Annotated in this window: 18 protein-coding genes; 8 read left to right on the forward strand and 10 right to left on the reverse strand. The window is 62.8% G+C overall.

Annotated features, from left to right (window positions below):
- Positions 1-4 precede the first annotated feature (4 nt).
- A complete protein-coding gene (locus tag ONR57_RS13140; RefSeq protein ID WP_265123958.1) occupies positions 5-991 on the forward strand; it encodes an SRPBCC family protein in 987 nt (328 codons plus the stop codon).
- Between the two features lies 1 nt (position 992).
- Here ONR57_RS13140 and ONR57_RS13145 read toward each other — a convergent pair whose 3' ends face one another.
- A complete protein-coding gene (locus ONR57_RS13145; protein ID WP_265123959.1) occupies positions 993-1,463 on the reverse strand; it encodes a cupin domain-containing protein in 471 nt (156 codons plus the stop codon).
- A 13-nt stretch (positions 1,464-1,476) separates the two neighbouring features.
- Positions 1,477-2,244 carry a methyltransferase domain-containing protein gene (locus ONR57_RS13150; protein ID WP_265123960.1) on the reverse strand — a complete coding sequence of 256 codons (768 nt, stop codon included), beginning with the start codon at positions 2,242-2,244 and terminating at the stop codon, positions 1,477-1,479.
- A 127-nt stretch (positions 2,245-2,371) separates the two neighbouring features.
- On the opposite strand from ONR57_RS13150, the gene ONR57_RS13155 reads away from it, so the two are divergent.
- Genes ONR57_RS13155 through ONR57_RS13165 form a run of 3 tightly spaced genes read left to right on the forward strand, consistent with a single transcriptional unit; the run spans position 2,372 to position 4,011 of the window.
- Positions 2,372-2,977: a sigma-70 family RNA polymerase sigma factor gene (locus tag ONR57_RS13155; protein WP_265123961.1), complete on the forward strand. Its 606-nt coding sequence runs from the start codon at positions 2,372-2,374 to the stop codon at positions 2,975-2,977.
- On the forward strand, positions 2,970-3,206 hold the full coding sequence (locus ONR57_RS13160) for an anti-sigma factor (protein WP_265123962.1): 237 nt from the start codon (positions 2,970-2,972) through the stop codon (positions 3,204-3,206). The genes ONR57_RS13155 and ONR57_RS13160 overlap by 8 nt, the downstream gene beginning before the upstream one ends.
- A gap of 10 nt (positions 3,207-3,216) precedes the next feature.
- Positions 3,217-4,011: a methyltransferase domain-containing protein gene (locus ONR57_RS13165; protein ID WP_265123963.1), complete on the forward strand. Its 795-nt coding sequence runs from the start codon at positions 3,217-3,219 to the stop codon at positions 4,009-4,011.
- 86 nt (positions 4,012-4,097) lie between these two features.
- Here ONR57_RS13165 and ONR57_RS13170 read toward each other — a convergent pair whose 3' ends face one another.
- Positions 4,098-4,925: an NAD(P)-dependent oxidoreductase gene (locus ONR57_RS13170; protein ID WP_265123964.1), complete on the reverse strand. Its 828-nt coding sequence runs from the start codon at positions 4,923-4,925 to the stop codon at positions 4,098-4,100.
- A 117-nt stretch (positions 4,926-5,042) separates the two neighbouring features.
- Complete coding sequence (locus ONR57_RS13175) at positions 5,043-6,317, reverse strand: CdaR family transcriptional regulator (protein ID WP_265123965.1); 1,275 nt, start codon at positions 6,315-6,317, stop codon at positions 5,043-5,045.
- A gap of 167 nt (positions 6,318-6,484) precedes the next feature.
- On the opposite strand from ONR57_RS13175, the gene ONR57_RS13180 reads away from it, so the two are divergent.
- From ONR57_RS13180 to ONR57_RS13195, 4 genes are read left to right on the forward strand one after another with little or no spacing between them, the layout of a single operon-like run.
- The gene (locus tag ONR57_RS13180) at positions 6,485-7,954 is read left to right on the forward strand and encodes a class I adenylate-forming enzyme family protein (protein WP_265123966.1); all 1,470 of its coding nucleotides are present in this window, start codon (positions 6,485-6,487) and stop codon (positions 7,952-7,954) included.
- Positions 7,955-7,976: 22 nt separating this feature from the next.
- Positions 7,977-9,791, forward strand: a complete 1,815-nt coding sequence (locus tag ONR57_RS13185; protein WP_265123967.1) for a DUF3556 domain-containing protein — start codon at positions 7,977-7,979, stop codon at positions 9,789-9,791.
- Positions 9,788-11,236: an NAD(P)/FAD-dependent oxidoreductase gene (locus tag ONR57_RS13190; RefSeq protein WP_265123968.1), complete on the forward strand. Its 1,449-nt coding sequence runs from the start codon at positions 9,788-9,790 to the stop codon at positions 11,234-11,236. The genes ONR57_RS13185 and ONR57_RS13190 overlap by 4 nt, the downstream gene beginning before the upstream one ends.
- A 38-nt stretch (positions 11,237-11,274) precedes the next feature.
- Positions 11,275-11,442: a hypothetical protein gene (locus tag ONR57_RS13195; RefSeq protein WP_265123969.1), complete on the forward strand. Its 168-nt coding sequence runs from the start codon at positions 11,275-11,277 to the stop codon at positions 11,440-11,442.
- Here ONR57_RS13195 and ONR57_RS13200 read toward each other — a convergent pair.
- From ONR57_RS13200 to gabT, 6 genes are all read right to left on the reverse strand, one after another.
- Entirely contained in the window at positions 11,439-12,209 is a 771-nt protein-coding gene (locus tag ONR57_RS13200; RefSeq protein ID WP_265123970.1) for a siderophore-interacting protein, read from the reverse strand. The genes ONR57_RS13195 and ONR57_RS13200 overlap by 4 nt on opposite strands.
- Positions 12,210-12,227: 18 nt before the next feature.
- Entirely contained in the window at positions 12,228-13,211 is a 984-nt protein-coding gene (locus tag ONR57_RS13205) for an ABC transporter substrate-binding protein (RefSeq protein WP_265123971.1), read from the reverse strand.
- A 171-nt stretch (positions 13,212-13,382) separates the two neighbouring features.
- Positions 13,383-14,492, reverse strand: coding sequence for a CaiB/BaiF CoA-transferase family protein (locus ONR57_RS13210; RefSeq protein WP_265123972.1), 1,110 nt, complete (start codon positions 14,490-14,492; stop codon positions 13,383-13,385).
- Entirely contained in the window at positions 14,489-15,952 is a 1,464-nt protein-coding gene (locus ONR57_RS13215; protein ID WP_265123973.1) for an aldehyde dehydrogenase family protein, read from the reverse strand. The genes ONR57_RS13210 and ONR57_RS13215 overlap by 4 nt, the downstream gene beginning before the upstream one ends.
- A gap of 28 nt (positions 15,953-15,980) precedes the next feature.
- On the reverse strand, positions 15,981-17,171 hold the full coding sequence (locus ONR57_RS13220; protein ID WP_265123974.1) for an acyl-CoA dehydrogenase family protein: 1,191 nt from the start codon (positions 17,169-17,171) through the stop codon (positions 15,981-15,983).
- A gap of 28 nt (positions 17,172-17,199) precedes the next feature.
- Positions 17,200-18,558: a 4-aminobutyrate--2-oxoglutarate transaminase gene (gene gabT, locus ONR57_RS13225; protein ID WP_265123975.1), complete on the reverse strand. Its 1,359-nt coding sequence runs from the start codon at positions 18,556-18,558 to the stop codon at positions 17,200-17,202.
- Positions 18,559-18,717: the final 159 nt, after the last annotated feature.

Consider the following 18,717-nt stretch of genomic DNA (forward strand, 5'->3'; position numbering starts at 1 on the left):
TGCAATGCCAGTCACGTCTGTCACCCGCGATACCGAGAAACTCACCATGACCGTCGTCGCTGAATTCACCGCGCCTGTCGAACGGCTCTGGAACGCTTACCTCGACCCGCGCCAGCTCGAGCGGTTCTGGGGGCCACCCACCTACCCCGCGCAATTCGTTCGCCACGACGCCGCACCCGGCGGCCGGTCCGTCTATTCGATGACCGGACCCGAGGGCGACACTCACCACGGCTACTGGGAATGGCTCACCGTCCATCCACTGCACAGCTTCGAAGTCCGTGACGGTTTCGCCGCGTCCGACGGCACACCGAACGCGGACATGCCGTCAATGCGCATGGTGTACACCTTCGAGCCGACCGGCAACGGCTCGCGCGTCACCACTGTCACCCACTTCAACTCGCTCGACGACCTAGAGAAACTCCTCGACATGGGCATGGAGGAAGGCCTGCAGGAAGCGATGGGCCAGATGGACGAGGTTCTCGCCGACCTCACGTCCTTCGCCAGGGAGTTGCCCACCTCAGCCCAGATTCTCAGCGACACGCAGGTTCGCATCAGCCGCGTGATTCGCGGCACCACCGAGGACGTGTGGCGTGCCCACAACGACGCGGATCTGCTCCGTCGCTGGCTGCTCGGACCCGACGGCTGGACCATGCCGGTCTGTGAGGTGGCCGCCAATGTCGGCGACTCCTACCGTTACGAGTGGGAGCAAGCCGACACCAGCGAAGGCCGATTCGGCTTCGAAGGCGAACTCCTCGAGTCCGTCCCGCCCTACCGCGCTGTCACCACGGAGCGCATGATCGGCATGGAAGGCGAAGGCACGATCAACGAAATGACCCTGACCCCGGTCGACGGGGGAACGTTGCTCACCATCGTGATCACGTACCCGAGCGCAGAAGTGCGCGACATCGTCCTCGGGACCGGTATGACCGACGGCATGGAAACCAGCTATCAGCGACTCGAGCGGGAGGTGCTTGCCGCCGCTCACGCGTGACTTACTCGCGCGGGTCGTCATCCGGGTCGACATATGTCAGCGTCCAGGGGCCGATTGTGCTGAGCTGCAGCACCGTCTCGCCTTCGGCCTCGACATAATGTGCGTGCCCCGGCGGAATGGTGAGGTAGCTGCCCGTCGGCAGTGACGTTGTCGTCTCCCAGTCAGCTTCCTCACCATGCCCGAAGCTGAGCGTGCCTGCAATGACTGTCACCCGCTCCACCCCTCCGTGATGGTGCGGCGGAATCTGATACCCGTCCGGCAGCTTCAGGCGCAGCAGGAAAAAGCCTTCCGCTGCAGGATCTCCTTCGAGGACAGCGAATTCGGAACCTTCAGGCAGCGACCCGGGGCCCGGCTGGTAGTCGATTGTGTCAGGCGTGAAGTACTGGTGCGCTTCATTACTCGCTGGCTCGATCGTTGTGCCGCAACCCGCAATGAGGGCGGCAGCGGCCAGCATTGTGAGGGAACGTCGCATGGTCTTCTCTCCTTCATTTCTTGACAGCGCACAGCGAAATGCTCTTCACACCCCATTTGCGGGTCGCGTTTACTGCGCTGTCGGACAGGAAGCGGTACTCGTCATTCACCCGTTCAGCGGTGACGCTGAAACCTGCTTCTTCGATCGCTTTCCGGTAGTCATCAATAGGCATGGCACCGCCGATGCACGCCGCCCACAGCGCGGCATCGCACGTGACGCCGTCAGGGAGCTGACGATCTGTGACAATGTCGGCGAGAGCCAGGCGCCCGCCCGGCTTGAGGAGCCGTGACGCTTCAGCGAAAACTGCCGGCTTGTCGGGCGCGAGGTTAATGACGCCGTTGGATATCGCCACGTCAAAGGTTCGGTCAGGTACGGGAATTGCTTCGATAAACGCCTTCCGGAAGCCGACGTTCGCAATCCCCGCCGTGTACGCGAGACGGCTCGCTTTGCCGAGCTGCTCATCTGTCATGTCGACCCCGATGACGCGGTGGGCGTGCAGACCTGCGAGGAAAGAGTCCATGCCAGATCCGCTGCCCAAATCGACCACAGTGTCGCTCGATGCGATGTCGGCGAAGTCAAGGAAGTACCCGACGCCCGCGAAGGACTCGATAGCCCCCGCAGGAATCGCGTCGAGGTCGCGCGCGGGGTAGCCGAGCCGTTCAGCCAGCAGGCGGCCGGTCTCAAAGTGGAAATTGTGTTCGGGGTGCTCAGCGACTTCCCGGTACATCGCCTGTACACGGTGAGTGAGGTCGGGCCTGTTGAGTTCATGCGCCACAGTCATGGAAGGTCCCTTCGATTGTTCTTCTGTCCCCCTCAAGACGTCGATCGATTTGCCGGAATTGCGTTTTTCCGTCAATGCAATAACTCCGCTCGTGGGGACGTCCAAGATGGAGAGGAGGAGTCTGCGAGTGCTGACAAAGCGGAAGGCCGATGCTGTGCCGGAACACCAGTCGAAAGACGCGTTCCAGCAGCTCGCACGCGCGCAACTGCCCCGACTCGTTTCCCTTGCACGTGCCCTGACACGAGACGATGCTGAGGATCTCGTCCAGGACGCGCTGCTTCGCGGCTTTCAGGCGTTCGGCGAGCTGCGCGAGCCTGAGGCGGCAGGAAAATGGCTGCGGGTCATCCTGATCAATACGTTTCGTGATCGGCTGCGCAGACAGTCACACATGAACGAGATTCCGGTGGCTGATCCCGACGACTTTTCACTCTTCCGGACGATCACCGACGAAGACCCGTTTCCCTATTCAGATTCCCTGCACCTCGACTTCCTATGCGCCTTCGGCAAGGAGGATGTCCGCCAGGTGCTGTTGCGGCTGCCAGAGAGGTACCGGGTGCCACTCATCCTGTGTCATATGGAAGGTTTCGCGACGAAGGAAATCGCGAAGATGTTCAATGCGCCGCTCGGTACCGTCCTCGCCCGCCTGCATCGGGGACGAAAAGCGTTCGAGCGGGAGATGTGGAGTTACGCCGAGGAAAACGGCTTGCTCAAGGAAGGGGGACGCAATGAGTGACCATCTCATCCCCTGCCGTGAAGCGGTTCGGCAATTGTGGGATTACCTCGAGGGCGCCATATCTGACGCAAGCCGCGCGCAGATCGAGGCGCACGTCGCATTCTGCCGTCGCTGCTGCGGCGAACTCGAGTTCGTCGAACGCCTCCGCAGCCTATTGGAATCTCAGACCACCTCAGATGGCCCGCCGGAAACGATGAGCCGCCTCGAGCATTTCATCGACGAGCTATAGGGAGACCGCCATGAGCGACGACCTGCTTCACCAGGACGACATCAAAGCTGCCGTGCGCAGCGCGTACACCGCCATCCCGACGGGCGGCGGGGAAGCCGTCACGCGCCGCTCATACCGCCCCCAGGAGCTGGAAATGCTGCCGAACGGTGCGATCAGCTGGGCGCTCGGCGTGGGGAACCCGTTTCCGTACGCGGAGATTCAGCCGGGCGAAATGGTTCTCGACATTGGCAGCGGCGCCGGCATCGACACCATCATCGCTGCGAAGCTAGCCGGCCCGGACGGTCGCGCACTGGGGCTGGACATGCTCGACGAAATGATCGACCGTGCCCGTGCGCACGCGCAGGAAGCTGGCGTCGACGCGGAGTTCATTCAGGGCGAGATGGAGGCCATTCCGCTGCCCGACGCGACTATCGACGTCGTCATCTCAAATGGAGTGATCAACTTGTCGCCACGCAAGAGCCGCGTCCTCGCCGAGATATTTCGCGTGCTGAAACCAGGCGGCCGGATGTGCATCGTCGACCTCACCGTTGACGAGGACCTTCCGGCGCCTGTACTCACCTCACCCGCCGCGTGGGCAGGTTGCGTGTCGGGCGCACTCTCTGAGCAAGTGTTCCGGCGCAAACTCGACAAGGTGGGCTTCGCCGACGTCTGGATCGGAAACCCCGTCGCATTTGGCCTGCGCGAAGCCGCGCTGTACCCGCTGTTCACTCCGGTGCTGCTGGATGAGATGCGGCAGCAGTTGCCCGCTGATCGGCACGATGATGTTGCGACGAGTGTCATTGTGAAGGCTGCGAAGCGGTTGTGAGGTTCGGCGGCTGAACCAGTTGTCTCTTCACACGGTTTAGCACTGTGCTAAACACCCTGCACAAGCAGTCTGTGGTCGGAGACCCCTCACATATCAACGAAAATGTCCCCTACCAGTGGCTCCGCGCCACCGTACGTGGAGAAGTCGGTGATCCCGCGCCGGGCCAGTACCTCGACGTCGAGAAACGTCTGCCCGGTCTCGGTGCCAGCAGGCTGACTGAGAATGTCTATCGCCGCGTCGGCCATGATCTCCGGCGACCTCGAGTGCCGAAGACCTTCCTCGCCCCCGATGAGGTTGCCCACGGCGGCGGTTGCGATCATCGTTTGCGGCCATAGACAGTTACTGGAAATGCCGTCGTTCGCATATTCGGCGGCAATGCCCAGCGCTGCCAGCGTCATACCATATTTGGCCATCATGTAACCGGGATGCGCACCGAGCCACCGTTCTGACATGTTGAGCGGTGGCGACAAGGTCAGCACGTGCGCGTGCGAAGACTTCCGCAGGTACGGAAGACTTTTCCGTGTCAGCGCGAACGTGCCGCGGACGTTGACCTGCTGCATCAGGTCAAAGCGTTTCAGCGACAATTCCTCGGTCGCAGATAAATCGAGAACACTCGCGTTATTGACGATAATGTCGACTCCGCCGAATTCGCCGACGGCGGCGTCAACAGCTCGCTCGATATCAGCGTCGACACGCACATCACCGACAACGCCGAGCGCGTGCCCTCCGAGTTCCTCCAGCTCCCCCACCGCAGTGTGTATGGTGCCCGGCAACCGTGGGTCTGGGGTGTCCGTTTTGGCGAGCAGAACAATATTGCCGCCACGGGCGGCCAACGCGCGCGCGAGCGCGAGCCCGATACCTCGGCTGCCGCCCGACATCACCGTAGTTGTTCCATGGATGGGATTGTCGTGCATTCGATTGCCCTTTGCGTGCGGTGTGAGGAGTTCACCAACCGTAGGTGCGTGTGGTGGGCGGCCGCATCGTCCTGCGAGCACGAGAGCCCACCCAAGCCTTGTCGCGCGGAGACAAATTCACGCAAGCACCGCTGAGCGATACCAATGGCACAGCAGCAACGCGATCTCGACGTCGAGCCTGTCGTCAGCGATTGGCCGCCCCCGGCGGTCGATCGCGCGGCTCACCCGGTATTTCACCGAGTTGAAATGCAGGTTCAGCTTCTCCGCCGCGGCCTTGAAGCTGGAGCCGCAACCCAGGAAAACCCGCAGCGTGTCGCGCAGACGCTCATCATTCTCGTTATCGGAAGCTAGTGGGCCGAGCGTCTCCAGCACCCACACCCGCATGTGATCGATGTTGCCGGCGCTGAGCGCAGCCGCGGCCAATCCGGGATCGCTACTTGCCGCGAATCTGAGATCCTCGGAATCCGCTGCGATGACGACGGCGCGTGCCGCCAGCGCTTGCTGATGTGACCGCCGAAACCCGTCGAGTCCAGCAAGCGGCTGCCCGACAGCAAGGTACGGTGCATCCGTGCGGCTCCGCGCGAAACCGCGGGCACGAGTCTCAGCAAGCGTGGCCGTGCTGCTCTCGACTGGGATCCAGGCCCAGCCAGTCAGCTTGTCCTCCGCCATGAAGAGTGGGGGTGCGCACGCTCCAACGGCCTCGCCGAGGTCGCGAATGAAGCGCTCCATCGGGCCGAGTTCCTCGCTGCTTTCTGTGTGTAAACGCCACACGACAACGGCGAGATGGAACCGCTTAAGCGGATACCGAATCGCCGCCGTCATCGCATCTACATCGATTGATCCCGACGACAGTACCTCCCGGATCCGTAAGGCACGCAGCCGGTTACGATGCTCGACCCAGTGGTCGCGTTCCCGCTGGTAGGTGAGAATCACCTGTTCCGAAATCCAGTCGATGTAGCCGAACGTCACAGCCGTCATCTGCTCGAAGACGTCGAGCCGGAGCTCAGGCGATAGCCCCGAGGTACGGACTTCGTCGAGAACAATCCGCAGTAACGCCTGCTGGCCCACGCGATACGCGCGTACAAGAGCGTTAGGAGAAACCTCGCGCTGCGCGAGTCGGCGTGCGTACTCGAGCGCAGCCGTTGGGGGCTCAACTTGCTCGATCGGAATACCATGCTGGATGGCCGAAAGGATCGTGGTGATATTTCCTTCGACGCTGTCGCGAAGAAGCTCGATCAACTGCGCGTCGCCGCGCAGCTCCGAGACCGCCTCAACGATGTGCTTCTGAACAGTCGCGGTGACCCCGCTGACCCGCGTATCCAAGCGACTGATGATCGCCGCGGCAGCTTCCGCGACGACGGCGGCGTCGCGCTCTTTGTCCAATTCCGCCACACGCTGACTGTAGACCCGCTGCACCGTTACATGTCCCGCATAGCGGGGAAGTTTGTTGTCCGGAGACAAAAGCGTTCGCGAAGTTCATCTCGCCGCGACGGTGTGATCCCCACCACAACGTTCGTACCTTGAGGTTCACCATCACGAACCTTCACTGCGAGGACCTCATGCATCTTTCCGAAATCCCCGACTATCGCGCTCGGCGATATCCCGCGGAGCCTGCCATCGCCGACGACCTCATCGCGCGGGACAACGCCGCGTTCCTCGCCGCCGTGCAGCGCGCATCGGCAGTACTGAACAGGCGTGGTGTTTCGGAAGCAGACGTAGTGGCCGTCATGCTCCCAAACACGGCCGACCTGGTTATTACTCTGTTCGCGGCATGGCGCCTCGGCGCAGCCGTCACGCCGATCAATCCCGCATTAGCGCCCGCTGAGGTGGCGTATCAGGCAAAAGACTCGTCCGCGAAGGTGCTCGTCACCGACCAGCCGATCGACGCGGGCGGGCTGGCCGAAACTGTCACGCCGATCGAGTTCAACGAGTACGGCGCACCGTACGACACGGCGCCGGTGCAGAGTTCTGACGACGCCCTCGCCCTGATCATCTATACGAGCGGCACTACCGGGCGCCCGAAGGGTGTGATGCTCACACACCGCAACCTGAATGCCATGTGCAGCATGATCATTGATGCGTTCACGCTGACCAGCTCGGACCGCAGCCTGCTGGTTCTGCCACTTTTTCACGTCAACGGGATCGTCGTCGGTACGCTCTCACCGCTCATCGTGGGCGGCAGCGTCGCGGTTGCTGGCCGATTCAGTCCGAAAACCTTCTTCGGCCGGATTGAAGAGAGCCGCGCCACATACTTTTCCGCTGTCCCCACGATCTACACGATGCTCGCCAATCTGCCCGACGACATGCGCCCGGACACCTCGTCGGTCCGCTTCGGTGTTTGCGGTGCGGCCCCAGCTAGCGTCGAACTGCTCAACAAGTTTGAATCTCGCTACGGAATTCCGATCGTGGAGGGTTACGGACTTTCCGAGGGGACGTGCGCGAGCACCGTCAATCCCCTCGACGGGGTCCGCAAACCTGGCACGGTGGGAATCGCACTGCCAGGCCAGAAGATTCGCATCGTCGGCCCCGATGGTGTAGATGCCGCGCCTGGCGGGACGGGCGAGGTGTACATCTCAGGTCCGAATCTCATGAGCGGCTATCTGAATCGCCCAGACGCCACTGCGGAAACCATCGTCGACGGATGGCTCCGCACAGGTGATATCGGACGCCTGGACGACGACGGCTACCTCGTGCTCGTCGACCGCGCCAAAGACATGATCATCCGTGGCGGAGAGAACATCTACCCCAAGGAGATCGAAGCCACCACCTACCAGCTGCCCGGCATCGCAGAAGCCGCCGTGGTTGGCCGTCCCAGCGATGTTTACGGCGAGGAGCCAATTCTGTTCGCCGCGCTCAGCCCAGGTGCAGACGTCACCGAAGAAGCGATCCTCGCTCACCTTCACAGGAACCTCGCCACGTACAAGCTGCCAGTTGAGGTCACCATCCTCGATGAGCTTCCCAAGAACGCCGTCGGAAAACTCGACAAACCCACCCTGCGGCGGTCCCTCGCCGTCACTGCCGCCCGCTAACCCCCCAATAGGAGCTATCACCATGGGATTCACTAAACCGCATTTGCCTGCGGTCGACCCAGACACGTTCCTCACAAAGCCGCTGATGGAGCGGATGAGGATCCTGGCCCTTGACTGGGCCGAAAACGGCTTCGGCTCACCGAAAATGGTGCACACGATCTACATCCTCAAAGTTTTTGTGTTCTTTGCGATCGGCGGCCTCACCATCGCAACGTTGACCTCGGACCTGCCCCCGTTCTGGCACGTGTCCGAGTGGTGGAACGAGCCGATCGTGTACCAGAAAGTCATTCTTTGGGTGGTGCTGCTGGAAAGCCTGAACGTGGCTGGCTCTTGGGGGCCGCTCGCAGGCAAGGTCAAGCCGATGACCGGCGGCTTCCACTTCTGGGCGCGTCCCGGCACTATCCGGCTGCGACCGTGGAAGTGGGTGCCACTGACCGCTGGCAACCGGCGCACGTGGGGGGACGTCGCACTCTACATCGCGCTGCTCGGAAGCCTCGCGGTGGCGCTGCTGTCGCCAGGCGTCCCGAGCGCGTCACTGTCAGCGGCCCTGCCTGACAACACAACCGGGCTTGTGAGCCCGTACCTCCTGATAGCGCCGATCGCGTTGCTGATCATCCTGGGCTTACGTGACAAGACGATCTTCCTTGCCGCACGCGGTGAGCAATATCTTCCGGCGCTGCTGTTCTTCGCGATTCTTCCATTCGCCGACATGATCATCGCGCTGAAGATGCTCATCGTGGTCGTGTGGGTTGGCGCGGGGTTCTCGAAGTTCGGTAAACACTTCGCCAGCGTCATTCCGCCGATGGTCAGCAATAGCCCCGGCATGCCATTCAAGTCGGTCAAACGAGCCCATTACCGGGACTTCCCGCGTGACATGAAGCCGTCGCGCCTCGCCAACTTCATGGCCCACGTCAACGGAACTGCAGTCGAGATCGTTGCGCCACTGATCCTGTTGTTCTCCACCAACAAGTGGGTGACCCTCGGCGCGGCACTGCTCATGATCGCATTCCACCTTTTCATCGTGTCGACGTTTCCGCTGGCGGTGCCGCTGGAGTGGAACGTCGTCTTCGCGTTCGCGACCGCGTTCCTTTTCCTCGGTTTCCCCAATTGGGAGGGCTACGCTGTGACTGACATGTCGTCGCTCTGGCTGATCGCACTGATTGCTGCTGGGCTGCTCTTTTTCCCAGTGCTCGGTAATCTGCGGCCCGACAAAGTGTCGTTCCTTCCTTCGATGCGGCAGTACGCGGGCAACTGGGCGTCTGCCCTCTGGGCGTTTACACCGGGCGCGGAAGAGAAACTGAACCGCGTTACTCGTTCGGCTGGCAACCAGATCGATCAGTTCATCGAGTTCGGTTACGAACCGAAATGGGCGGAAGTCACGTTGCAGAAGACCATCGCGTGGCGCTCGATGCACAGCCAGGCGCGCGGCTTGTTCTCACTCCTCATCTCGCGGCTGCCCGATGCCGACCAAAGGACCGTCCGGGAAGCCGAGTTCCTCTGCAACTCCGTGATCGGCTTCAATTTCGGCGACGGGCACCTGCACAACGAAGATTTCATTCACGCCGTACAAGATGAAGCCCAGTTCGAACCCGGTGAGGCGGTGATCGCATGGGTCGAATCGGAAGCGTTTGGCAGTGGTGTGCAGCATTACAAGCTGATCGACGCAGCGCTCGGAGTCATTGAGGAAGGCACCTGGAAAGTTGCCGACGCGGTCGCTGAACAGCCCTGGCTGCCCAACGGGCCAATCCCGCTTCGCCGATCCTGGACGCTCCCCCAGCAGGCCTCACATCAGACTGTTGTGCAGAGCACTCCGAGCAGTGAGGGATCGCCGGCATGAGCACGGCAGTCGTCGTCGGCAGCGGCCCGAACGGTCTGGCCGCTGCCGTCTCCCTCGCCGCCGAGGGTGTACAGGTCACGGTGCTGGAAGCCGCCGACGAGATCGGCGGCGGCACCCGCACCAGCGAAGGAATCGTGCCAGGTCTGCTCCATGACCACTGCGCAGCCATCCACCCGATGGCCGCAAGCTCTCGATTCATCACGGAGATGGGGCTGAGCCGCTACGGTTTGCGCTGGCGCCGACCGGAAATTGACTGCGTGCATCCGCTCGACGACGGCAGCGCGGGAGTACTCCACCGGTCGGTGTCAGACACCGCCGCAGGTCTCGGCGGTGATGGCCGTCGATGGACGATGCTCTTCGAACGGCCCGTCGCGAACTTCGCCGCGATCTCCGACAGCATTATGCAGCCGGTGCTGCGCGTGCCGGACCACCCGCTCGCTATGGCGCGGTTCGGGGCCCCAACAGCCCTGCCAGCCTCAGCACTCGCGAGGGTCTTCCGCACCGAGCAGGGCCGGGCCTTGTTCGGCGGGGTTGCCGCCCACGCGTTCCGCCCGCTGCACTATCCGCTGACATCGGCAATCGGGATGGGCATCCTCACCGCCGGGCATTACAACGGGTGGGTGGTTGCCGAGGGCGGGACCCAAACGATCACGAACGCGATGGCCCGGCTTCTCGAAGATCTGGGGGGCAAGATCGAAACGGGAGTACGGGTCGACTCACTCTCGCAACTGCCGAAAACCAGCATCACCATGTTCGATCTCGCTCCAGACGCTATCGCCCGCATCGTCGGAGATCGTCTGCCGCAGCGAATTTCTCGGGCTTTCACCCGCTTTCGCCGCGGCCCAGGTGCGTTCAAAGTCGATTTCGCCATCGAGGGCGGGGTTCCCTGGAGGAATCCAGACGCCCACCGCGCCGGGACCGTCCACTTGGCAGGCACCTATAAGGAACTCGCGGCGACCGAGCGGGACATCCATGCAGGACGTATGCCCGCGCAGCCTTTCGTTCTGGTTGGTCAACAGTATTTGGCTGACCCGCAGCGTTCAGCCGGCACTATTCATCCGCTATGGACGTACGCCCACGTGCCCCACGGCTATACCGGCGACGCCACTGAGGCGATCATCGCGCAGATTGAGCGTTTCGCGCCCGGCTTCCGCGATCGTATCGCTGGATTCGCGGTCCGCTCGGCGACCGAGATGGCGAGGTACAACCCGAACTTCACCGGCGGAGACATCCTCACCGGCGCCAAAGATATCCGCCAGCTGATGTTCGGGCCGCGCGGCACACTGAAGCCGTACTCGATAGGCGTGCCAGGAATGTACGTCTGTTCAGCAGCTACGCCGCCCGGCCCCGGCGCCCACGGAATGTGCGGCTACAACGCGGCCCGTGCCGCGCTCGCGCACGTATTGAGAACGGATCCACGAACGACGTCGCTTCCCGGGGCGTAAAATAACCCGGGACGACAACGTCCTGCGGGGAGAATGCCATGGGCACAGTAGCGAACCAACTCGCGATGATTCAGGACATGCTGGACACCATGTCGTATGTGCTCGACATTTGGTTCGAGCAGCAGTACGACTTTCTCCTCGGAGTCATCGAAGACCCATTCAGTGCGGGCACAGGATCCGGCTCAGGTTCCGGTTCGCTGAGCTAGGCTTCAGCGGCCGCCAGTTCCCGCTTCCACACCCGGAACGATTCTTCCGTGCGCCCACGCCTCCAGTAACCGGAGATCGATGCCCACTCGGCGGTTACACCGCGTTCCTTGCGCACGTAGCGTCGCAGATTGTGCATAACAGCCTGTGCCTCGCCGTGGATAAACACATGGACGTTGCCTGCCAGCCAAGGGAGCGCGCGGACCGCGTCGATAATGGGAGCGTTATCGCCAGCCTGGTCGTCGGCTACTTCGTTCGATGCGGCACCACGGTGCACCCACTGCACCGTGAGGTCAGCTTCGGTGGCGAACTCGATTTCATCGTCACTCCCGGCGATCTCGATCACCGCCAGCGCTTTCGCGCCCGCAGGCAGCGCTTGAATAGCCGCGCCGATCGCTGGCAGCGCCGACTCGTCACCGGCAAGGAGATGCCAATCGGCGTCCGCGCGGGGGCTGTATGCACCACTGGGGCCGTAGAGCCGGACGCGCGTGCCTGGTTCGACGCTCGCAGCCCATGGCCCCGCGATGCCTTCATCGCCGTGCACCACGAAGTCGATCGCGATCTCGCGGTTCACGGGGTCGACCGCGCGAACGGTGTATGTGCGCAATGTCGGGTCATGCTCGGCACCGAAGTGAAGTTTGACGTAGGAATCGGTGTACTCGCTGGGCTCGAACTCGTCGAAGTCCGGATCTCCCAGGTAGACCCGCACGAGGTGTGGAGTCAGCTGTTCTTTTCTCGATACGTGAAGCGTCGTTATGCGTCTAGCCATGAGACAAGCCTAACCTAACTACGATTCGGCGGGTGTGACGTGGTAGCGCTCGATGTCATCGAGAATCAGCCCGAGGCCGACAATATCCGCGCTGTTCCAGACCCCCGAGCTGACGAAGTGCACGTTCCCGCTCCGCACCGCGTTGAGGGTGGGCCACAGCGGCGAAGATTCGACGGCATCTCGCTCACCCTTCGCATTGTCGTCGACGTACACAAAAAGCGTGTCCGCAGAGTTCAGAAGGGTGAGATTCTCCGGGCTCAGATCAATCCGGAAGTCTTCAGGGTTCCGCTGCCCGTCAGGCTGAGCGATCCCCAGCGCCCGCAGCGCGATACTCTCCGACGTGCCAACCCTGATGGAGTAGTCCCCATCCATGCTGAGCCGAACCACTGACACGGGCTTATCTGTAAGCCCGGCTGCCACAACTCGTTCCCGCAGCGCCGCGATCCTCGCGTCGAGTTCAGCGATAAGTGCCCGCGCCTCTGTTTCCTTCCGCAGCGGCTTCGCAACCTCGTTGAGATTCGTGTGAATGTGCTCGAGGTACACGTAGTTGTACATGTAGCCATACGTCGCCATGGCCGCTTGAGCACGTCGATAGTTGTTCTCGTTCCACGGGTCGTCCTCGGAACCCACGTACGTGATGAACAGGTCCGGGTCTAGCGCGAGCGCCTTTTCGATATCGAACCCGTCCGCGGCGGTGATGTTCGCGATGCCCTGCATCTGACTACCAAGGTGGTGAGGCAATGAGTTTACGTTTACCGCTGCGCCAACGGGTTTCACACCAAGGGCGAGCATGCTGCCGAGCGTGGCATCGTCGCCAGCAATAACGCGCTCCGGACTGTCTGGAATAGTGATCGGACCGAAGTAGTCTTCGACCACCCGCCCATCCTGGGCAGAGGCACGGTCGCTCGAGCAGCCCGCAAGCACCCAGGCTGCGGTGAGCGCGCTAGAACCCCAAAGGAAATCTCGACGGGTGACGTTACGAACATCGAGCAGCGCTGACATAGACATCCTTCACGGCAGCCTGGATTAGGTCAGCATAACCTAATCCAATTGCAGGCCGCGCCACAAGTGTGGGGTTCCTCAAAATCCATCTACACAGGTCAACAGCAAACCCCGAAAACCGGGCGTTGTGGTTGACCTGCGCAGATGGATTTGAGGGGCGGACGGCGGGCGCTATCCGTCGAGCGTGGGCGGGGCGCTGCGGTACTGCGGGGGCGTCGCCGACATCTCAATAGGATTCGCGATCTGCGGGGTGCGCGATCCCGGGACAGCGACGGTCGGTGTGAGCCCGAGCGACTCGGCGAAGCGGATCGCTTCCGCAACATCGTTGATCGGCCCTGCGGGCACTCCAGCCCCGGTGAGAGTTTTGAACCAGTAGTCCGCACCGTGGGGTGCGAGCGCGTCGCTGAGCAGCGTGAACAATTCGTCGCGGTTCTTCACGCGTTGCGGATTGGTCGCGAACCGCGAATCGCCCGCAAGCCCGCTAGCCCCCAGAGCACTGCAGAGCGCTCCGAATTGCTTATCGTTGCCGACCGCGATCGCTATCGGCCTGTCGGCCGTCGGAAACACCTCGTACGGCACGATCGACGGGTGCCGGTTCCCCAGGATGCCGGGCACCACGCCCGCGCCGAGATAGCCTGACGCTTGATTGACCAGCGAAGACAGCAGCGCTGACAGCAGATTAATGTCGATGCGCTGCCCTTCTCCTGTGCGCTGCCGGTGGAACAGTGCCGCCTGGATGCCTGCGAGTGCATGCAACCCCGTCAGCACATCGACCACCGCGACGCCGACCTTTGCCGGTGCGCCAGGTTCCGGTCCTGTGATACTCATCAGGCCGCCGACGGCCTGCACGAGCAAGTCGTATCCAGCGAGCGCAGCGCCTTCCGCGCGCCCGAAACCCGTGATCGCGCAGTAGATGACGTCGTCTTTCACGGCACGCAGATCGTCGTATCCGAGGCCGAGGCGTTCCATGGTGCCCGCACGGAAGTTCTCCACGACGACGTCAGCTCCCGCTACGATCTCCCGCGCACGCGCACGGCCGGACTCTGTGGTCAGATCGAGTACCACAGAGGTCTTGTTGCGGTTCACCGAGTTGAAGTACGTCGCTGTGCCGTCCGCGTCGAAGGGCGGGCCCCACGCACGTGTGTCATCGCCGGTGCCTGGCCGCTCGATCTTGATCACCTCGGCGCCGAGATCGCCGAGCAGCATCGTCGCGTAGGGTCCGGCGAGGACACGGCTGAAGTCCGCGACTACCACACCGTCTAGTGCAGCTCTGGTGCTCATAGCTTCGCCTCTCCTCCGCGCAGGTAGACGGTGGTGGTGTGCGTGAAAAACTCGCGCGCCGCCTGTCCTTGCTCCTTCGGACCATAACCGCTCTTCTTAGCGCCGCCGAACGGCACGTGGGGGTCCGCGCCTGCGGTTTCCGAGTTCACATGCAGGATTCCTACATCGAGGGCATCCATGGCCTCCATTGTGCGCGTCAGATCCTGGGTGAAGATCGCCGCGGACAAACCGAACTCACTGTCGTTTGCGAGGTCGAACGCCTCGTCGACCGTGTTCGCCCTGCGCACCGCCAGGACTGGGCCGAACAGTTCCTCCCGCCACACGTGTGGCTCCCCTGACGACAGTTCGAGGATCGTCGGCGCGACGAAGTACCCGGACGCGAGCGCACCATCGGTGTATGTCTGGCCACACATCCGCTGGGCACCGTCCGCTAGTGCCTGCTCGATGCCGGCGGTGATCGACTCCCGTGCGCTCGCATCGATCACCGGCCCCATCTCGATACCGTCATCAAGTGGGTCGCCGACATTCATCGTTGCGGCTCGTTTCACGAGCTCAGCAATAAAGTCGTCCGCGATATCGGCCGTCACGATCAGCCGTGAGGTGGCCGTACATTTCTGCCCCGAGGAGCGGAACGCGCCGAGCATTACCTGCTCAGCGGCGAGTTCGAGGTCAGCGTCACCGAGGACGATCGCCGCGTTCTTCCCACCCATTTCTGCCTGGATGGGAACCCCGCGCACGGCGGCGGCCGCGGCAAGTTTGCGCCCGACCCCCGTGGAGCCGGTGAAAGTGATCGCGTCGATCCCGTCGTGCGACAGCATCGCGTTACCGACGGCGCTGCCACCGAGTACCAAGTTGAGCACCCCGCCCGGCAGACCGGCCTCCGCCAGTGCCGCCGCGAGACGCATCGCGAGCAACGGGACCGTGCTAGCCGGTTTCCACACCACTGTGTTGCCGTACGCGAGCGCGGGCACGATCTTCCATGCCGGGATCGCGATCGGAAAGTTGAACGGCGTGATGACGCCAACCACACCAACGGGTTTGCGTGTGACGAGGATACGCTCCCCGCGGCGCGGCGACGAAAACATCTCTCCTGCTTGCCGGTCCGCGTCGTTGCCGTAGTAGCGCAGAATTTGCGCGGCGCGCTTCACCTCCCCGACACCCTCGGCTGCGGTTTTGCCTTCCTCACGCGCGAGTTCGCGCCCCCACTGCGCGGCAGCGCCGTCGACGATCGCCGCGGCGCGCACAAGAATGGCGCCGCGCTCATGCGCGGGTGTGGCAGCCCAAGTCTGCTTCGCGCGCCGAGCCGCATCGATCGCGGACTCAGCTTGGGCGATATCAGCCTGTCGGCCTGCCGCGACAACCTCCGCGGGCCGCGCTGGATTCCGGCTCTCAATGGCATCGCCGGCGCCTTGCGCCCACTCGCCGTCTATGAAGCTGTACAACTGAATCGGGCTGCTCATGTCACCCCTCACCTCCACGAAACAATGATCAGCGGAACGCGGCCTGGCCCGTCAGCGCCTTGCCGATCGAAAGCAGATGCATCTCGCTCGTGCCCTCATACGTCAGGACGGATTCGAGGTTGTTCGCGTGACGCAGCGGCGAGTATTCCAGCGTGATTCCGCTGCCCCCGAGAATCGTGCGGCATTCCCGGGCGATGGCGATCGCTTCACGAACGTTGTTCAGTTTTCCGAGACTAATCTGCTCCGGACGCACACCGTCCTCGTCCTTCATGCGCCCGAGTTGCAGCGCGAGCAGCATCCCCTTGCCGAGTTCGAGCGTCATGTTCGCCAGCTTCTCCTGCGTCAGCTGGAAACTCGACAGCGGACGATCAAACACCTCACGCGTCCGCGCATAATCGATTGCGGTTTCCAGGCTGTCCCGTGCCGCGCCGAGCGCACCGAACACGATTCCGAACCGCGCCTCATTAAGGCACGACAGCGGCGCACTCAGCCCGCGCGCCAGCGGCAGCTCCGCCGACGCCGGTAACCGCACATTGTCCAAAACCAGCTCGGAGGTTATAGAGGCACGCAGCGACAACTTCTTATGAATGTTGTTGGCAGTGAATCCCTTTGTTGACGTCGGCACGACGAACCCGCGGACGCCTTCGTCAGTCTGCGCCCACACCGTCGCGACGTCGGCGAGCCCACCATTGGTGATCCACATTTTCGTCCCGTTGAGCACCCAATCGCTGCCGTCGCGCCGGGCCCGCGTACGCATACCGCCCGGGTTGGAGCCGAAGTCCGGCTCGGTCAAACCGAAACACCCGATCGCGTCGCCGGCAGCCAGGCGTGGCAGCCACTCCTGCTTCTGCTCCTCCGACCCGTAGCGATAGATCGAGAACATCGACAGCGAACCCTGCACGGAAACGAAACTGCGGAAACCACTGTCGCCCGCTTCGAGTTCAAGACACGCGAGACCGTAACTCACCGCGTTCGTCCCCGCGCACCCGTAACCCTGCAGGTGCATGCCCAGCAAGCCGAGCTGGCCGAATTCCTTGGCGAGTTCCTTTGGCAGGGTCGCGGATTCGAACCAGTCTTCAACGTTCGGCTTCAGGCGCGTCTCGACGAGCTTGCGAACGGTCCCGGCGATGTCACGCTCATCCTCGCTGAGAAGACGATCGACACCGAAGAGTTCGAGCGGGCGTATTGTTCCGGCCTTCGGAGGCGCGGTGACAGTCATTGCAATCCTTTCAGAACGAACGAGTGATTCAGAGGGCGGCAAACGCCTCGCGAATAACGCCAAAGGCTTCCGCGAGCAAAGCGTCTGAGATCGACAGCGGCGGAAGGAAACGCAGGACGTTGCCGTATGTCCCGGCAGTCAGGGTGAGCACCCCGTTCATCAGGCAGTGTCGGGTAATCGCGGCGACGGCTTCACGATTCGGTGTCCGGGACCCCGGTACGACGAGTTCGGCGGCGATCATCGCTCCGCGTCCCCGAATATCTCCAATAACGGACGTGCCACCAGCGATATCACGGAGTTCGCGCATCATGAAATCGCCGATCTCCTGGGCGCGGATCAGCAGACCCTCCGCCTCGATTGTCTCGAAAACGCCCAGCGCTGCTTCACACGCCGCGGGATTGCCGCTGTACGTGCCGCCGATACCGCCAGCATGTGCGGCGTCCATGACGTCCGCACGGCCGGTGACAGCTGCCAGCGGCATTCCGCCCGCAAGCCCCTTGGCGGTGGTAATCAGGTCCGGAACGATGCCTTCGTGGTCGCACGCGAACCACGCTCCGGTGCGGGCGATTCCGGTTTGGACCTCGTCAGCAACGAGCAGGATGCCGCGGTCGCGGCAGAAATCAGCGGTCTTTCGGAGGAACCCGTCGGCGGGAACGATGAAGCCGCCTTCCCCCTGAATCGGTTCCACCACAACGCACGCGACGTTGTCCGCCCCGATCTGAGCGTCCACCAACAGCTCGAACTGCGTGAACGCCTCATCAGCGGCGTGCTCGGCGCCGCTGGGCCAGCGGTACGGATAGGCCATCGGCGCGCGGTACACCTCGGGCGCGAACGGCCCGAAGGTTGCTTTGTATGGCTGGTTCTTCGCCGTCATCGACATTGTGAGCAGCGTGCGTCCGTGGAACGCATGGTCGAACGTGACCACCGCGGGCCGTCCGGTCGCTGCGCGCGCGTATTTCACCGCGTTTTCCAAGGCCTCACTGCCGGTGTTGAACAGCGCGGTGCGCTTCTCGTGCGTGCCGGGGGTGAGCCGATTCAGCGCTTCTGCAACCTCGATGTACGGCTCGTAGGGCGTCGCCAGGAAGCAGGTGTGCGTGAACTTCTCTAGCTGACGAGAGGCCCGCTCAACGACGCGGGGCGCGGCGTTGCCCACCGTCGTCACCGCGATGCCGCTGCCGAGGTCTATAAACGAGTTGCCGTCGACGTCGACAAGCACACCCCCGCCCGCCGCGGCGGTGTACACGGGGGCCGCGCTCGCGAGTCCCGCGGGCAGCGCGGCGTTCCTACGAGCAGCGAGCTCACGAGAGCGCGGCCCGGGCACTTCGGTGACGACGCGGCGTACCTGCTCGAGTTGCGGGCCGCCTGCGAGTGTCTGCACAGCAGTCATGGTCTTGTCCCTCCAGTCGGGTTAGCGAAACTCTATGCCCGCCCGAGCCGCCCGTGGTATGTCCGCACCGTATATATGGTGAGCGCTCTTTCGACACTCTGGACAATGCACTTCGCTCTGTGACGACTGACACTTAGTGCACCGAATTCAAAGGGAGAT

Origin of the sequence: Hoyosella sp. YIM 151337 (genome assembly GCF_026041215.1) — a bacterium.
GTDB lineage: Bacteria > Actinomycetota > Actinomycetes > Mycobacteriales > Mycobacteriaceae > Hoyosella.

Coding starts and splice junctions, on each gene's coding strand:
- ONR57_RS13160 (WP_265123962.1), top strand. CDS start 2,970: ATGAGTGACCATCTCATCCCCTGCCGTGAAGCGGTTCGGCAATTGTGG.
- ONR57_RS13200 (WP_265123970.1), bottom strand. CDS start 12,209: ATGGCTAGACGCATAACGACGCTTCACGTATCGAGAAAAGAACAGCTG.
- ONR57_RS13180 (WP_265123966.1), top strand. CDS start 6,485: ATGCATCTTTCCGAAATCCCCGACTATCGCGCTCGGCGATATCCCGCG.
- ONR57_RS13195 (WP_265123969.1), top strand. CDS start 11,275: ATGGGCACAGTAGCGAACCAACTCGCGATGATTCAGGACATGCTGGAC.
- ONR57_RS13140 (WP_265123958.1), top strand. CDS start 5: ATGCCAGTCACGTCTGTCACCCGCGATACCGAGAAACTCACCATGACC.
- ONR57_RS13215 (WP_265123973.1), bottom strand. CDS start 15,952: ATGAGCAGCCCGATTCAGTTGTACAGCTTCATAGACGGCGAGTGGGCG.
- ONR57_RS13205 (WP_265123971.1), bottom strand. CDS start 13,211: ATGTCAGCGCTGCTCGATGTTCGTAACGTCACCCGTCGAGATTTCCTT.
- ONR57_RS13210 (WP_265123972.1), bottom strand. CDS start 14,492: ATGAGCACCAGAGCTGCACTAGACGGTGTGGTAGTCGCGGACTTCAGC.
- ONR57_RS13185 (WP_265123967.1), top strand. CDS start 7,977: ATGGGATTCACTAAACCGCATTTGCCTGCGGTCGACCCAGACACGTTC.
- ONR57_RS13165 (WP_265123963.1), top strand. CDS start 3,217: ATGAGCGACGACCTGCTTCACCAGGACGACATCAAAGCTGCCGTGCGC.
- ONR57_RS13190 (WP_265123968.1), top strand. CDS start 9,788: ATGAGCACGGCAGTCGTCGTCGGCAGCGGCCCGAACGGTCTGGCCGCT.
- ONR57_RS13145 (WP_265123959.1), bottom strand. CDS start 1,463: ATGCGACGTTCCCTCACAATGCTGGCCGCTGCCGCCCTCATTGCGGGT.
- ONR57_RS13220 (WP_265123974.1), bottom strand. CDS start 17,171: ATGACTGTCACCGCGCCTCCGAAGGCCGGAACAATACGCCCGCTCGAA.
- ONR57_RS13150 (WP_265123960.1), bottom strand. CDS start 2,244: ATGACTGTGGCGCATGAACTCAACAGGCCCGACCTCACTCACCGTGTA.
- gabT (WP_265123975.1), bottom strand. CDS start 18,558: ATGACTGCTGTGCAGACACTCGCAGGCGGCCCGCAACTCGAGCAGGTA.
- ONR57_RS13170 (WP_265123964.1), bottom strand. CDS start 4,925: ATGCACGACAATCCCATCCATGGAACAACTACGGTGATGTCGGGCGGC.